The following is a 14915-nucleotide window of genomic DNA, read 5'->3' as shown; positions in this document are numbered from 1 at the left end:
CGAGCCGGCGCCGCCGGGTTCAGTCGCCCATCAGCAGAATGCGGCGGCCCGCGCCCGCGGCACCCGGTGTCGAGGCGAGAGGGGCGCGCCCAGCAGGCACCGCCCGCTCCCGGCCCCAGGCGCGGATCTCTTCGATCCGCTCCGGATTGACCCTGATCATCGGAACCGTATTGGCGAAGGTGTCCTGGACGAAGGACGGCCTCAGATTCTCCACCCCGCCGTCCAGCAGCGCCTCGGCACCCACGTCGTGCAGGGCCGATTCGATGTCGGAGCCGGCGAAACCCTCGGACAGATCGACCAGCCGCTCCAGCTCTGCAGGCTCCGGGGCCTGGCCCAGATAGCGGCCGAAATACAGTTCGATGATCTCCTTGCGGTCCTCGGGATCGGGCAGGTCGACGAAGAACAGCTCGTCGAAACGCCCCTTGCGCAGCAGCTCGGGCGGCAGGCTGCGTACGTCGTTGGCGGTAGCCACCACGAACGATCTGGACTGCGACTCCTGGAGCCAGAACAGGAAGTGCCCGATGACCCGCTGGCCCACCCCTGTCACTTCTCCGGCGCCCCCGGCCAGCCCCTTCTCGATCTCGTCGATCCACAGCACGCAGGGCGCCACACGGTCGGCGGTCTCCAGCGCGGCCCGCATGTTGCCCTCGGACTCGCCCCAGTACTTTCCATGGATGCTCGCCATGTCGAGCCGGTAGAGGGGAAGCTGCCACTCCTGCGCCACCGCTTTGGCCGACAGGGACTTGCCGCAGCCGGGTACCCCCACGAGCAGGACCCCGCGGGGCGGGCGCAGGTTCGTATGCCGCAGGTCGGAATGGATCAGCTGGTTCCGTCGCCGCAGCCAGGACCTCAGGCTGGTCAGCCCGCCGACCCGGTAGTCGGCATCCTTGAGGTGGACGCGTTCGAGCCCGCTGATGTCGCTGAAGATCTGGTCCTTCGCCTGGGCCAGAGCCAGCACGTCCTCCTTCCGTACGGATCCCTTCGCCGCGACGGTCGCCATGAGGTTGACGCACTCCGACTCGGTGGCACCCGAAAGGAACTCGGCAGCGCGACGGGCATCGTCCTCGTCCCACTCGATCGGGAAGCGGCCCCGGTGATCGGTGAGGAATCCGCTGAGAATCCCGTACATCTCCTCCGCGTCCGGCAGGTCGAGCATCAGGCCCATCCCCAGTCGCTGGAGTCCGCTCCACACCGGGGTGTCGGACACCAGGGCAACGCTGCCCATGTTGTTCTCCGCAAGGCGGGCCAGCTCCGCGATGTGACGGACGGCCGGTGTGTCCGAGGAGACGTCGTGCGGGTCGACGAGAATCAGGGTGGCATTGGCCCGTGCGGCGAACTGCGAGGCGGCGAATTCCATGGCCCCGGTCAGCGACCGGTCGTCGTGAACGGCCGCATGGGTGCGCAGGTCGCGCAGCCCGGTCGCCCTGGTGTAGATCCAGAACGGCATGTTGCTGCGGCTCGGCCGGCCTGCGGCCTCGCGGAGCAGTCGCAGGGCACGCTGCTGTTCGGCCGTGCGGAGCGTGATCACCGGTACCCGGGCGGAGACGTAACTGTCGAGGTGGACCAGGCTCTCGGCGTAGTTCGGCATACCGGCCTTCGGAGTAGTGGGGAGGGAACGGAGGGAGGAGGGGAGACACGCCCGTGTGAGGGGCGGCGAGCGCGTCGTACGGGTGCCCGGACTTGCGTGCTCAGTCCGGCACGATGCGACGTCCCGGCGCTGTGCCCGGGTCCGTCGACCAGTGATCCGCGGTCCGGGGGCCGGCCTCCATGGATGCGGGGGACCGCCGGGGCCTGCGCAGTCGCGAGAAGCGGGAGGGCCGTTCGGGGGACGGGGCAGGAGGGGCATCGAGCATCGCGGTGAAGGCGTTGTCGCGCAGGGTTCGCAGTCGCAGCTCCACCCATGCCGGATCGGTGCCGGAACGTGTCAGCTGTTCCAGTGAGTGCTCCAGCTGGCTTTGCAGCGAGCGGATGTGCTGGGCGAACAACTCATCGAGGGCACAGTGGAGTTCGTGCGGCAGCCCGGGGTGGTCCACCAGCGTGCGGATGGACCGCAGCCCGGCTCTGGCCTGGGTGAGTTCCCGGCCGGCCGAGAACTCGTCCTCAGCTTCCTGGTACGCGTCCTTGAAGCGGCGCGCCCACGCCAGGAGCCTCGTGTCGACGGCATCCAGGACCTGACGGATGAAGCGCTGCCACGTTTCCGCGGCGAACTCCTCGCGCCTCAGCGGCGGCAGTGCGGCCAGGTCCGCGGACTCTTCCCCCGCCCACGCCCGCAAGGCTCGCCCCCAGGATGCGTAGGGCCCACCGTCGCCCCAGAATCCGGTCACGTTCCTTCCCCAGTGCCGGGCCGGCGCACGAGGCTCTCGCCGGGTGGCATCGGGTCCCACTCCGGCAGCCCCTCGACCACACGACGCACACGCTGCGTTGCCCGTCGCCCCGCCGGGCGGGCGGCGGTGGCCGCCCACGGCGCGCCACCGTCTTCCGGGCCGGGTTCCGCCCAGGGCGGGCGGTGCCGGGTGGCGCCGGAGCCGTCCGTCGTCGCCTCATCCGGTGTCATACCTGTGGGCCCTCTCCCGAGACGACACGTCCACCGAACGGTGAGCCGTTGTCGGTCGTGGTGCCGAGCGCGGCGATCAGCTCGGCGCAGGCCGTCTCCACCGCGTCCTCGGCCTCGTATCGCGCGTTCCAGTCGGACAGTTCGGCCGAGGTCGCACGGAGCCGGAGCAGGGAGTCGGCCTTCGCGTGTCCGAGCAGTTCGCGGGCCTGCTGCTGAAGTCGTAGAGCGGCGCGCGCGTGCAGGTACATGCGCAGCCCCCACCCCAGGCCGACGACCGCCCCTGCGATCAGGGCAGCCCGGACACTGAACTGCCCCACGCCCAGCAGGATGCCGACCACCACGAGCAGGGCCGGTACGGACTTCCGCAGGAGCGGGTATCCGAGCGACTGCACATATCCCGCAGTGTGGCGGTCCCAGTGAGCGGCGAGGGATTCCTCCAGCTCCGCCAGCGGCCGGAGGAACGAGCCGGTCCATAGCGGCAGACGGAAGTTCTGCGCGCCCACGGTGTGATCGGTGTGGAACTGGGCCTCCACGTCCTGCGGGACGGCGAGCCGGTAGTCACGGCTGAACTGGGTGTGCGCGCGGAAGAACCACTCCCGGCAGGCACCGACGGCCAGCCGCCTGGTGTCCTCCGAGACGCCGATCGCCGCCGGAGTGAGCGCGGCGGCCGTCTGGAGCGTCAGAATGTCGACCGTCGCCGAGTGCACGGCCACGTCGGCGCTCATGGCCGCGGTGGCGGCAGGAAGGTCACCCCCGTGTGCGACGACGGCCCGGTTGAAGGCGAGTTCGCGGCGCAGGGGCAGCTCCTCGTCGTCGTACTCCGACACCAGCAGGTCGAGGATGTCGTCGACGGCGTCCTCCATGCGCTGTGCGGGCGCGGACCGGTGACTCAGAATGGTGCGGTACTTGTCGAGCAGCCGCTGCTGGGTTCGGGCTCCGGACAGCACCGAGTCGAGGGCGGGCCACTGCGGAGACAGGGCGGCCAGCTGGGGGAACTCCGACGCCGCGGACGGCGCTCGCAGAGAGTCGATCTCCGTGCGCCACCGCCGGGTCTGCGCGTCCTGCGTCTCCCCGTGCTCGACTCCGTCCGCCATCATCCCCTGCCACCGGTCAAGGAACCGGCCGAGCAGATCACGGCCCGCGGGCCCGAAGGCGCCCTGGGCGACGGCCTCCAGGATGACGGCGAACTCCCTGCCCAGCTCCTGGGGATTCTGCGCCAGAAGGTAGTGACGCAGCCAGCGCGCCGAGCCATCGGCCCGATTCTGACGGCGCAGCACCAGGGCGAAGAAGAGCGAGGTGCGGTCCGGTGCGCGGCGGAAGGCCTCTTCAATACTCCGCTCGCACAACCGCGGATCGTCGGCCGACCAGGAGGCCAGGGCGACCAGTGCGGGTGCGAGCCAGTAGCGGGGGGTCTGGATCATCAGCTGCTCACTGACCGTACGCACGGTGTCCTCGGTCACCAGGCCGAGATCGAAGGCGTGGAGCATGCCCACGGCAGTGCGTCGCACCCCTTTGTAATGGCCGAATTCGTGGTCGACCTGGTCCTGGAAGGCGCCGATACGGGTTTCCGCCCGCTGGATGTTGGCAGTCAACTCGGATATGCGCACATACTCATGGAAGTCGACTCGCAGTTGCTGGAGTTCAGTCCGTGCCGCCTCCTGGACGGCCCGTACGTTTTCGATCTGACCCGACACCTCGGCGACGTGTTCGCGTAGTGCTTCCACCTGGTGGCCGACCTGCTGCACGTTGTGGCGGAGGGTGTAGTCGATGTCGTTCATTCGCAGTCTCCGATCATGCCCGTACCAACAGCCCTTCAGGGACGTACACAGGTGCCGTCCGCGAGTACCGGGATGGCGAGTCCGTCGCTGTAGACCTCGATGTACGCGTAGCGCCCGGAACGGGCCAGCATCCGGGCTGCGGCGAAGGGCTGCGGCAATGTGTCAGCGGGCGCGAAGTGACGCACGATCGTGTGGTCGAGGGCCAGTTGGTGGTCGACGAACGGCGGCCCGAGGTGGCAACGGGCCAGGAACCCGAGCGGCAGACCGCCGTGGACGGACTCGTACTCCCGGCAGATCCCGTCGATGACATGGCGGGCCTGCGCCTCGTCGATTCCGCTGTCCAGCGCGACCATGGCGTCGCGCAGCGCGCGCGAACGCGGAAGGTAGCGGCCGTGCGCGGTGGCGTGGGACGGTTCCGGTCCCCCGGACATCGCGTTCAGGCCGTCCGGGGCACCGACGGTGTCAAGTCGCCGGCGCCGCTCCATGTACGCCATGTGCCCCCGTTTCACAGCTGCGCAGTCGATCGGATCCGTAGAATATTGAACCCGTCTCCATCGTGCGGCCGGATCGAGCCATCGAGACACTCGCGCCCCATCTACGCCCTGGATAGAGCCAGTTGACGACCATCGACACACCCATCACGCACCGGCCGGGCTGACAGACTTTCCGGTATGACGACGATTCATTCACTCCTGGTGGGCATTGACGACTACCCGCCGCTCATGGCCCCGTCGCTGGGCGGCTGTCTCAACGACATCGCCGGGGTCCGGCGTCTGCTGGACGGACGCACGCCCGAGCCGGCCGTGCACGTGCTGCTGGACCGGGAAGCGACCGTCGAGGCGGTGGAGCACGGCATTCTGGACCGGCTGGGTGCAGCGGGTCCCGGCGACACCGCGCTGCTCTGGTTCTCCGGGCACGGCACCCGCCAACGGGCCCACGGCGCGGATCTGTTGATCGAGGCGACGGGGCACAACCAGGCCCTGGTCTGCGCGGACGGTCTGCTGCCGGACAAGCGGCTGCGTGTACTGCTCGACGAGGTCGCCGCACGCGGCGCCCATGTCGTGGCGGTTCTCGACTGCTGCTTCTCCGGCGGAGCGACGCGCGAGACGGTGCTGACGGCCAGGTACGCGCCCTTCAGCAGCGCGTGGGCGATCACGGCGCCCGAGTCGGCGCGCGACGCCGTCCCGGCGCGTCCGGTCGCTCCGCCGGCCGGGGGTGAGGTGCTGCTGCTGGCGGCGAGCCGGGCGGACCAGCCCGCGCACGAGGCCTACTTCGAGGGACGCCGGCACGGAGTGTTCACCCGTGCGGTGCTCGACGTGGTCCGGGACACTCGGGCGGGCGTCACCTACCGGGAGGTGCTGTCCGCCGCCGATGCCCGGGTGCAGTGTTCGGGCGGCCTCCAGCAACCGGTCCTCTTCCCGCCGGGGCTGGGCGGAACGGCAGATACACCGTTCCTTGCGGACGGTACCGCGAGAAGGACCAGCGCTCATCTGCTGCGCCACGGGGCGGCGGGCTGGGAGGTCGACTGCGGGGCCGGGCACGGACTGCGCGAGGACACCCCGGCGGGAGCCGCCGCTGCGGAGTTCACCGCGGTGGACGAAGGGCCGGCGGAGACTGAGCGCATACGGCCGGGTGCCGCGGACACGGGGTCCGTGCCCACGGCACCCGGCCGGGTGCTCACCGCTCGTACAGTGCTGCCGGACCGCACCCTGGTCGATCCGGTGGGCTGGATTCCGGCACCGGAGCAGGTCTACCCGGTGGCGCTCACCGCGCTGAACCTGCCCGCCGCCACGGTCACGATCGACCCCGCCGGCCCATCGGCGGCGGGGCCTGCGGGCAGCCTCGAAGAGGCCCTGCGCAAGGCGCTCGCCACCGCCGGTCCCGGCGGCGGCCCCTCTCCGCTCCTGCATCAGGTTTCCGACCCCCGGGAGGCGGGCGACCTGCATTTCCGCCTTGCGATACGGGGATCCGCCGTCCACGTCCTGCGCCGCGACGGCAGCCGTTTCGTCGCGCCCCTTCCGCTGTCGGCCCCCGGGGACGCCCGGCAGATCGCCGACTGTCTGACCCATCTGACGCGCTGGCACCGGCTGCGGGACCTGACCCCGCGCCCGTCTCCGCTCGACGGACTGGTGAGGGTCGAGATCGGCCACTGGGGCGCGCCCTCCGACCGGCCCCTGGTGCCGGACGGCAGCGGCGAGATCGTCTGCGCGTACGCGCCGGGGGACGTCGACCGCCGCAATGAGCCGAAGCCGCCGCTCCTCTCCGTACGTCTGCACAACCGCTCTCCGGACCGTGCCCTGTGGTGCCTGCTGCTCGACCTGTCGGACGGCTACGGCAGTCATACGGCCCTCTACCCGGGGCACTTCATCGCACCGGGGCACACCGGCCACGCCTTGGACGGGGAGCCCGTGCACTTCTCCCTGCCTGCGGGGCAGGCGCCGGTGCCGGGGGCAGAGGCGAGGGACTGGCTCAAGCTCATCGTCGCTGAGTGCGAACTCAACACGGTGCCGTTCCATCTGCCCGCCTGGGCAGCGCGGCCCGCCGGCTCGCGGATGTCCGGGACGGACGACCGGGACGGTGTGCTGCGCTTCTCGCAGGCACAGCCGGGCCCGTACTCCAGAGACCTGTACGGGGTCGCCGCCCGGCCGTCCGGCCACTGGACGTCGCGCACGATCGCGCTGCGCACCGTCGTGCCGAAGCACCCGGACGGCCACTAACGGCCCAGGTGCGTGAATCCCGCCCATGCGCTCAGGTCGTCCGGATCCACCCGCGCCGCCCGCGCGGCCAGTTCGGCCGGGAGACCGCCGGGCGGCTGCTGCCGCACCCCCGCCATCCACAGCTGCGCCCTCCTCAGCGCCCTTGCGGGGGGCTCCTCTTCACGGCGGAGGAAATGGTGGGTCAGGAGCATCAGTACGGAAGTCGCCTCGTCCGGCACCGGCCACAGCGAGCCCACCACCGAACGGGCGCCCGCCACCAGGAACGCGGTCGCCAGCGTGAACGCCTCGTTGTCCCCATGTCCCGAGACATGGCTCCGGCACGCCGCCAGCAGCACCAGGGCGGGACCGCCGGAATCCGTCCCGCCCGCCGCACCGGCCAGGTCCTCGGCGAACAGGGTGCCGCCGTACAGGGAGAGTCCCGCACTGCGCCGGGCGTTGCCGGCCACAGAGGCGTGGCAGGCCAGATGCAGCACCCCGTTCCGGCTGCCGCTCCCCCGCAGCCAGGCGAGCACTTCGGCCGGTGTCCCGGGACCGCCCGCCGCCTCGCCGCTGCGCCGCCCCAGGAACGTCCCGCTCGGGTAGAACAGGCGCTGGACGGCATCCGCCTCCTCTCCCGCGTACCGCAGGTCCCCGGTGGGATCGCCGACGACGAGGGCATCCCCGGCCTGCGCGGCGGCGGGCCTGGCCGCGACCTCGCAGAGCAGCCGGGCCGACGCGGCGTACGAGAAGTCGGCGTCCTGCAGCGCGTAGCGACGACGCCCTCCGTCGGCCGTCCGGTAGGCGGCGTGCCAGGGTACGAGTCCCAGTCGTCCCATGGGTACGAGAACGAGCCTGGGCAGACGGTTCGGACGGCCGGGCGCACTGAACGCGTCCAGCAGCGGCCGCACGGCGGCGTACCACGCCCAGCCGCACAACCGGTCGAGCCGGCGGCGCAGTTCGGTCCCGCCCACCGCCGCAGCAGCCGCCGGACCGGGGCCGGCGGGCGCCCCGGGCACCGGCCCCAGATCCCGCGCACCGCCGGAGGCCGGAGCGTAGTCCGCGAGCGGGGCGGCCTGTTCGGAGAGTCCGTGCAGAGGCAGGGCGTGCACCTCACCGGTGGCCGTGACGACGACGGCCGCGCCGCCCCCGTCCTCCGACTGCGGCACCAGGTAGACCAACGCGTCCCGGTCGAGCGCGCGCAGCGCTTCGGCGACGGCAGCGATGCCGGGCGGGTCCAGCAGCCGGTCACCGGCCTCGGTCGCGTCCGCGCGCAAGGCGGTGAGCACTCTGCGGCGCAGCGCGCTCGGTACGTCCCCCGCACCGACATCGCCGAGCACGCCCTCATCACCCGCGCCCGATCCGGCCGCACGCCATTCATCGGCCAGTTCGTCGAGACCGGCGGCGGCAAGCCGATGCGGCACGGTCCTGGAGGTGGTGGCGGCGTGCAGGGAAAGGCCCCGGCAGGCTTCCAGCGCCTCCACAGCGGATTCGAGCGCACCCTCCTGCAGCGCCCAGGAGGCGACTTCGAGCGCTTCGGCGGTGGACTGGGCCACCGCCTGCGCGGCGTGGGCGGTGGCGGACTGAAGGAGCGCGGCCCAGGTGTATCCACGCAGGCTGTCCAGGCCGAGGGCCAAGGCCCTTTGCCGGTCTCGGGAAGCCCCCCGCGGCCGGCGGGAGGCCCGCTCCCGGCAGGCACGGGCCAGCCCGAGCGCGGCGGCCGAGTGGGTCGGTTGCTCGGGTCCGCCCGTGCCCGCGTAACACTCCTCGTAGAAACCGATCGCGAGATCCAGATGTGCTTCACGCGGCCCGCTGTCGGGGTGCATACGGGCCATCGCGTCATGGGTGGCAGCCAGCAGACCGGTGTACCTCAGGCGCGCCCTGAGATCCGGCTCCGCCAGCTCACGTGCCTCTCCGATGAGTTCCAGCGCCTCGGCGAGCACGTCCAGGTCCCCGTTCAGGCAGGCGACGGTCAGCCGGCTCGCACCACTGTCGCCCAGGATCCAGGCACGGTGACCACGGGGAAAGGGTGCGCTGTCGTGGCGCAGTTCTTCGACGGTGGGCACGTTCGGCAGCGGCGAGGGCGGCTTGTCGAGCTGTACGGCGAGTGCCTCACGTCTCATGCTCATGTTGCTCAGGAACACCCACAGCTCCGACCTGGCCGGATCGTCCGGAGCCAGTCCGTCGCGAATGGCACCCACCCGCACAATGCTCTCGTCCACCTCCGCCAGGTCTCCCCGCCGGACGGCTTCCCGCACCTGGAAGGACACCTGCTGGGCCTCGATCAGCGCTGCCAGGTGCGCCGGCACTGCGGGGTTGTCCCGCAGTATCCGCTGGATATCGCCCGCCGCTTCGAGGTCATCGACTGCCCCGTCCGCCTGGCCCCGGTGCAGCCGGGCCATCATGCCGAGGAGCCCGGATTCGAAGTCGTCCGGGTCACCGCCGGTCGATCCGCCCAGCCCCGCCAGTTCGAGGTGGGCGGCCACCTCGTCCGTCCCGCGTCCGCGGCCCCGCATCTCGTACTGGAGCAGCGCCCAGGCTGCGGCCCGGTGGGCGCGGCGTTGCCAGACCTGGTCGTCCTTGTCCGTCTCCACCATCGCCTCGATGAGCGTGTCCCGGCGCTCCTCGCTGATCACCGCCCCGTCCAGATCCACCATCAGGAACCCCGTCAGCAGGTACAACGCGACGCGCGCACGACTGCTCCCTGCCGCCATCCCGCACCAGGACCCGTACAGAAGAGCGAAGTCGCTGGACTTGCGTTTCCGCCCCAGCAGCCCGTCGACCAGCCCCGGAAAGTCAGGGTGTGTATCGCCCTGGAACGGATGGAGGCTGCCGTTCCCGATCTTCTCCGCCATCTCCGCCACGAGAGCTTGCGCCTCCTCGGAAGTGACGGCGGGAATGGCCTTCTCGTCCTCGGGCGTCAGCAATCCGCGGTGGTCCAGTATCGTGCGTCCCCAGACCTGGAGCATCCGGGCAGGGCCGGCCATCTCGGGGTCCACCGGATCCTGGGCCAGGGCAAGCGTCGCCGCACGGGCGGCCTCTCTGGCCCGCTCCGGATCCTCATCGTGGTAGTAGCGGGTCTGCTGGAAGCCGGCCAGCAGCAACAGCCGCTGAGTCTTCGCGGCGTCCGGGCCGGGCGGCGCCTCCCGCACCAGCCGCCGCATCATGGCTATGGCCCGGTCCTGCTCCGCCCCGTCGGTCTCTCTTCCCCCCTTTTCGAAGAGCACGGTCGCGAAAAGGTGCCGGAAGAGGGGCTCCAGCCGCTCTTCCGAACCCTGCTCGGCCAGCAGCCGGTCCACGGCCGCAATCGCGGCGTCGCCGTGGACCCGGTCCTGCCATGTCGCCCAGATCCAGCAGTGCACGGCGGCCAGCCGGATCTCCGCCTCCCGGAACCAGGGCTCGGTACTGGCCTCCGCACCCCGGGCCAGGGTGAACGCGGTCTCGAACGCCTCCTGTGCCGCCTCCAGCGCGGCACGGTCCGGGGCACCCGTTCCGCACGCGAACAAGGCCAGGCCCAACTCATACCAACTGACCGGGAGTTCATCCACAGGTGGCGGCACGGCCAGCACGGCTCGGTGGTACGTGACCGCGCTCTCGGCGGCCCGCAGGTCGGCTGTCAGCCGGTGGCGTTCCAGGAGGAGACGCCCCTGAACCCGGTGAACGGCGAGCAGGGTGCCGAGCTCGCTGGACGGATCCTCCGCCGGGGTCCGTGCCCACGGTTCGGCCTCGGCATGCCGCCGGATCGCTTCGTCGAGCAGCGCCGTACGCGCTTCGGCGCTCCTCCCCCGGCTCGCGTCGTAGCGGAGGGCTGAGCAGTTCGCCAGCAGGAGGTGTGCGATCGTGCGGGTTCCGTCCTGTTCACCGTCGTCGTCCGGCAGGGCGTCGAGGCCCTCGCTCAGCAGATTCCAGGTGTGCCGCAACAGCGGCGCCGAGGGTGCCTCGTCGTACTGGAAGCAGCGCAGATGACCGAACATGACACGCCATACGGCCCAATCCCCGTCGGATCCGGGCTCCTCGAATGCCTGCTCGAACTCCTCGGTCGCCCGGGTGAGCAGCTCGGATTCGAAGGTCTCGCAGTAGCTCCGGTAGGCGGCTTCCGCAGCCACCGCGTGTGCTGTCGCGGCCTCTGGGGACATACGGCACTTCCTCTCCGGACATCAGGGACGGACGTCGGTCGGGGGCAGTTGGACTCGGTAGGGCTGCAGCACCGAGTTGAGCCACTCCTCGCCTTCCGGCGTTCCGAAGTCCACCGGGTCGCCGGCTGTGGCCTCCAGCACGTCCGGCGGGCAGCGATCACCGAAGAGGACCACGGTGCGGTCGCCGGGCTCCCGCTTCGAGGCCCAGACGAGCCCTTGCGCCCAAGGGCCGGTGTGGCGGCGGATCCAGTGGGCCCAGTCGCGCGTGTACGCGTACTCGTGGGCCTCCGTCTGGACCAGCCAGCTGTCCTGATGGACAGCCGCGAGGTCCTCGGCGGTGGTCAGGGAGATCACGGTGACGTCGGTGGTCAGCCGCAGTGTGGAGAGCCGGCGGTCCGCGACCGCGACGCGTGGGACCAGGCGCGGTCCGCCCGAGGGGTCGAACGGTATGCCGCGCAGCAATGTCTCGCAGACGGCGGTCGCCGGCCCGAGACCCGCGTAGAGATATCCGTACCGGTCGCAGGCGGTCGAGTCGAAACGTCCGCCCCCGTACAGACAGTGCGCCGGGACCGGGTTGAAGCCGTCCGGGGCCCGGTGTGCGGCATGCACCCGGTACAGCAGGGTATCGGCGGCCAACTCGACCTTGGTGGGGGTCCCGGACAGGCCGGTCGGCGGGCGGTAGTTCGGCACGGCTACTCCTGCTCAGTCAACAGTCGTGCGGTATCGATGAGTTGCTGTTCCCTGACGGTGCCGATGAGCGCTTCGGGGCGGGCGCCGAGCCAGCCGTTGACGGAAAGCCACCAGTCCGCCGCACCCCAGGGGTCACGGTCCGCGGCCAGGATCTCGTTGACTCCCAGCGCGATCGCCCGGGGCCGGTGGTCCGCGGCGAACTGGAAAGCCGGCAGCCGCACGGCGCCGCCCCGGCCGCTCAGCCGGATCAGCCCCGGCGCATATGGATCCGTACCAGCCAGAAACACGGTCTCCACGTCCAACGCCGCAGCTGCCAGGGCTCGTTCACGCACCGGACCCAGCAGCGGACCCACCATCCGGTGCCCGTCGATCAGCAGGACGGCCAGGTCCTCGGCGCTGAAGCCCAGGTGGGTGGCTTCCTCCACGCCGGCGTCGGGGACCGCTTCCATGAGGGTCAATCGCGCCTGCTGCTCACTGCCGAACAGCTCGGGCAGTCCATCGGCGAGCAGCTCCACGGCACCCAGCGCGGCCTCGTACCGCCGCCGACCGGACTGTTGGTCCCGGGCGTCGCGGCGCATCCGGCCCAGCAACGCGGCAAGCCGCTCCCGCGGCTCGGGGCCGAGCTGTCCGGAGATCCGCTCCCACTGCGCAGCGGCAGCGGCGAGCACGGCGTACGGGTTCACTGGCGCTCCCTGTTCCGTGGCGCTCCGCTGTTCACCGGCGCCCCCTGCCCACCGGTACGTCCGCCCGAAAGGAGCCGTTCGACAAGGTCCGCCTTCGCTTGGCTGCGCAGCACGAAGTGGACCTCCCACGGAGCCCCGCGGGCCAGTTCGGCCTCGACGACGGGCCACACGGCACCGAAGCTCTCCAGCAGCGCGAGACCACCGCGCCCCGCGCCGAGCAGCGGCAGGCAGATGGAGAGGAGCGGCGGGTCCGCCTCGGCGGACTCCTGGGCGAGGAGGGCGAAGGCGGCGGCCACGGAACGGCTGACGACCGCGGGCGGGACATCGTAATCATTGCTGTCGGGGCGCGGGACGGCCACGGCCACGTGGTAGATCCGCCGCACCCCCTGCTCCGTCAGCGCACCGGCCGAGGTGCCGGCCACGGTTCCCGGCAGGGCCGCCCGGCCCAGCATTCCGTTCCGGGCGGCCCACCCCCGCAACTCGTCGTGCACGCAGTCCTCGACGAGTCCCCCCGCAGGGTCCTTGCGTGCTCCCGCGCGTCGCAGGGTGGCAGCGACCGACGACTTGAATGGGGCGGGCAGCTCGAAGTGGGTGTTGGACGGGGAGACCACGACGTCGATGTCCCGCAGCAGCTCGACGGAGTGGGCGTGCACCGTCACGGTGACGCGACGGCCGTGCACGAGCGGATGAAGCGTGCGGTGCGTGGCGGCGAGCCCCACCGGCCGGGCATCGGCATCGGCATCGGCATCGGCATCGGAGCGGCTTCCGCCAGCGGGTACCCCTGCGTTCCCGGCCGCACCGGCGATGAGGAGTATCCGTTCGACAACCTGTCCCAGCACCATCAACTCGTGGTGCTTGCGAAACCGTTCGATGCTGACCCCGTACACCTGCGCGGCCCGGCGGCGGCGGTCGGCCGCCGGCCAGTCCCTCGTGCCACCGGCAAGTCCGAGGCTGTACTCGGCCGCGGTCTGCAAGGAGCCCCCGCCGATGCCCGCGACGGCGGTGCGCAGCAGCTGCTCGACCGTGGCGGGACTCGTCGCAGCCCCGTCGGAGCGTTGCCCGCCCACTATTCGGGAGAGCTCGGGGATGCTGAGCGAGCGCAGCCCGACGACCCCGGCCCGCCTCACCATCCGCACCTCCGCGAGTACCGCATCGTGTTCGGGTAAGGGAAGGGAGGGCGCCATGGCGGCAACAGTGTCACCGGCGCTCACCGCATCACAAGCCCGTTCGCTCCCTCCATTGGACAGACCGGGCTGGGCGCACCCTGGTCGTTCGCCGGTCACTTCCGGGCAGGGGCCCGCCTGGGGCGCCACGTTCTCGCTGATCGACGGCACGACTTACCGGAGGACGGCGACTCCTGGACGTACACAGAACAACCACACGTGGCACCCGCAGGCCGGCCGGACCATCAGCCGATGATCGCGACCGGGGCGTCCCATGCGTCACGGTCGACGGTGATGGTGTAGCCGCCGCGGGTTTCCTTGCTGTTGACCATGTACTGGTGGCCGCGGCTGTGGTTGGTGAACTGGGTCGGCTTCCACGGCCAGTCCGTGGTCGTCGTGTTCTTCTTGTCCCACAGCGCGTACCAGAGGTTGCCCGGCAGGTCCGTCTTGTTCGTGGCGGTGGCGATGGCCTTGGCGCTGGAACTGCTGAATCCGTAGAAGCCGCCACGGTAGGTGGCGTTGCGCAGTGTCCTGGTGAAGGAGCGCACGTACGTCAGGACAGCGTCGTTGCACGCCTTGTCGGTGATGCTGTACGGCTCCATGTCCAGGTAGACGGGGCTGCCGGCCTTCATGCCGAGCGCCGATGCCTTGGCAATCGCGTCCTTGGCGTTGCTCGCTCCGACGGAGGCGGCCGTGGCCGAGGTGAACCTCTCCCGGTTCGCGCTCTTCTGGCAGGGCGGCTGCGCGCCGACGTAGAGCGGGATGAGCTTCCATCCGGTGGCGTTGACCGACTTCACCCAGGACCTGGTCAGGTTGGGCTGGGCGCAGCCACGGTTCTTCCCGCCGATGTAGACGGCGGCTGCGCCGTAGTACCCCGTGTGCCACGCCTTCATCGCGCTGAGCGAGGGCGCGGTGCAGGCGTCGAAAGCCCGGCCGGTGTACGTCTTCTGTGCCGGCCAGGCGGTGGCCGCCATGGACGTCTGTGCCGCAATCCCGGCACCTGCGACGACGACAGCCCCCGCTGTCGCCCAGGCGATGTAACGGCTCTTTCTGGACAGCCGATGTCTGGACAATTCCCCACCCCATTCAGTGCGGCTCACGGCCGCATCCGGCGCACCCTCGGACGGCGGCCGACGGGAATAGGTGACAGGTTCCCGCCGCGATCCTGGTGCGGCGCACGCGCGCACTGTCGCGCGGCATCCGCGCTCCGGAAGTCCG

The 14915-nt window shown here is 70.9% G+C and carries 10 protein-coding genes; 1 reads left to right on the top strand and 9 read right to left on the bottom strand.

The features are described 5' to 3' along the window. Positions 1-19 precede the first annotated feature (19 nt). The 4 genes from OG912_RS24485 to OG912_RS24470 form a co-directional block, all read right to left on the bottom strand. Positions 20-1588: an AAA family ATPase gene (locus tag OG912_RS24485; protein WP_327711248.1), complete on the bottom strand. Its 1569-nt coding sequence runs from the start codon at positions 1586-1588 to the stop codon at positions 20-22. Positions 1589-1688: 100 nt separating this feature from the next. Then, on the bottom strand, positions 1689-2324 hold the full coding sequence (locus OG912_RS24480) for a hypothetical protein (RefSeq protein ID WP_326736038.1): 636 nt from the start codon (positions 2322-2324) through the stop codon (positions 1689-1691). A gap of 226 nt (positions 2325-2550) precedes the next feature. After that, positions 2551-4332 (bottom strand): hypothetical protein, encoded by a 1782-nt coding sequence (locus OG912_RS24475; protein WP_327711247.1) that lies wholly within the window; start codon positions 4330-4332, stop codon positions 2551-2553. 35 nt (positions 4333-4367) lie between these two features. After that, complete coding sequence (locus OG912_RS24470) at positions 4368-4826, bottom strand: hypothetical protein (protein WP_327711246.1); 459 nt, start codon at positions 4824-4826, stop codon at positions 4368-4370. A gap of 177 nt (positions 4827-5003) precedes the next feature. Between OG912_RS24470 and OG912_RS24465 the strand changes: the two genes are divergently transcribed. Continuing rightward, positions 5004-7049 carry a caspase family protein gene (locus OG912_RS24465; RefSeq protein ID WP_327711245.1) on the top strand — a complete coding sequence of 682 codons (2046 nt, stop codon included), beginning with the start codon at positions 5004-5006 and terminating at the stop codon, positions 7047-7049. On the opposite strand, the gene OG912_RS24460 is transcribed toward OG912_RS24465, so the two are convergent. From OG912_RS24460 to OG912_RS24440, 5 genes are all read right to left on the bottom strand, one after another. Continuing rightward, complete coding sequence (locus tag OG912_RS24460) at positions 7046-11161, bottom strand: CHAT domain-containing protein (protein WP_326736042.1); 4116 nt, start codon at positions 11159-11161, stop codon at positions 7046-7048. The genes OG912_RS24465 and OG912_RS24460 overlap by 4 nt on opposite strands. A 21-nt stretch (positions 11162-11182) precedes the next feature. Next, positions 11183-11851: an RES family NAD+ phosphorylase gene (locus tag OG912_RS24455; RefSeq protein WP_326736043.1), complete on the bottom strand. Its 669-nt coding sequence runs from the start codon at positions 11849-11851 to the stop codon at positions 11183-11185. A gap of 2 nt (positions 11852-11853) precedes the next feature. Then, entirely contained in the window at positions 11854-12534 is a 681-nt protein-coding gene (locus OG912_RS24450; RefSeq protein WP_326736044.1) for a hypothetical protein, read from the bottom strand. Beyond that, on the bottom strand, positions 12531-13718 hold the full coding sequence (locus OG912_RS24445) for a hypothetical protein (RefSeq protein WP_327711244.1): 1188 nt from the start codon (positions 13716-13718) through the stop codon (positions 12531-12533). The genes OG912_RS24450 and OG912_RS24445 overlap by 4 nt, the downstream gene beginning before the upstream one ends. Before the next feature lie 224 nt (positions 13719-13942). Further along, the gene (locus tag OG912_RS24440; RefSeq protein WP_326736046.1) at positions 13943-14770 is read right to left on the bottom strand and encodes a glycoside hydrolase domain-containing protein; all 828 of its coding nucleotides are present in this window, start codon (positions 14768-14770) and stop codon (positions 13943-13945) included. Between the last annotated feature and the right edge of the window lie 145 nt (positions 14771-14915).

The sequence above is a fragment of the Streptomyces sp. NBC_00464 genome, from assembly GCF_036013915.1.
Taxonomy (GTDB): domain Bacteria; phylum Actinomycetota; class Actinomycetes; order Streptomycetales; family Streptomycetaceae; genus Streptomyces.
This window is presented reverse-complemented; position numbering and strand designations above follow the sequence as displayed.

Excerpts from the sequence above, each read along its gene's own strand:
- OG912_RS24475 (WP_327711247.1), bottom strand. The coding sequence starts at position 4,332 with ATGAACGACATCGACTACACCCTCCGCCACAACGTGCAGCAGGTCGGC.
- OG912_RS24485 (WP_327711248.1), bottom strand. The coding sequence starts at position 1,588 with ATGCCGAACTACGCCGAGAGCCTGGTCCACCTCGACAGTTACGTCTCC.
- OG912_RS24465 (WP_327711245.1), top strand. The coding sequence starts at position 5,004 with ATGACGACGATTCATTCACTCCTGGTGGGCATTGACGACTACCCGCCG.
- OG912_RS24460 (WP_326736042.1), bottom strand. The coding sequence starts at position 11,161 with ATGTCCCCAGAGGCCGCGACAGCACACGCGGTGGCTGCGGAAGCCGCC.
- OG912_RS24470 (WP_327711246.1), bottom strand. The coding sequence starts at position 4,826 with ATGGCGTACATGGAGCGGCGCCGGCGACTTGACACCGTCGGTGCCCCG.
- OG912_RS24445 (WP_327711244.1), bottom strand. The coding sequence starts at position 13,718 with ATGGCGCCCTCCCTTCCCTTACCCGAACACGATGCGGTACTCGCGGAG.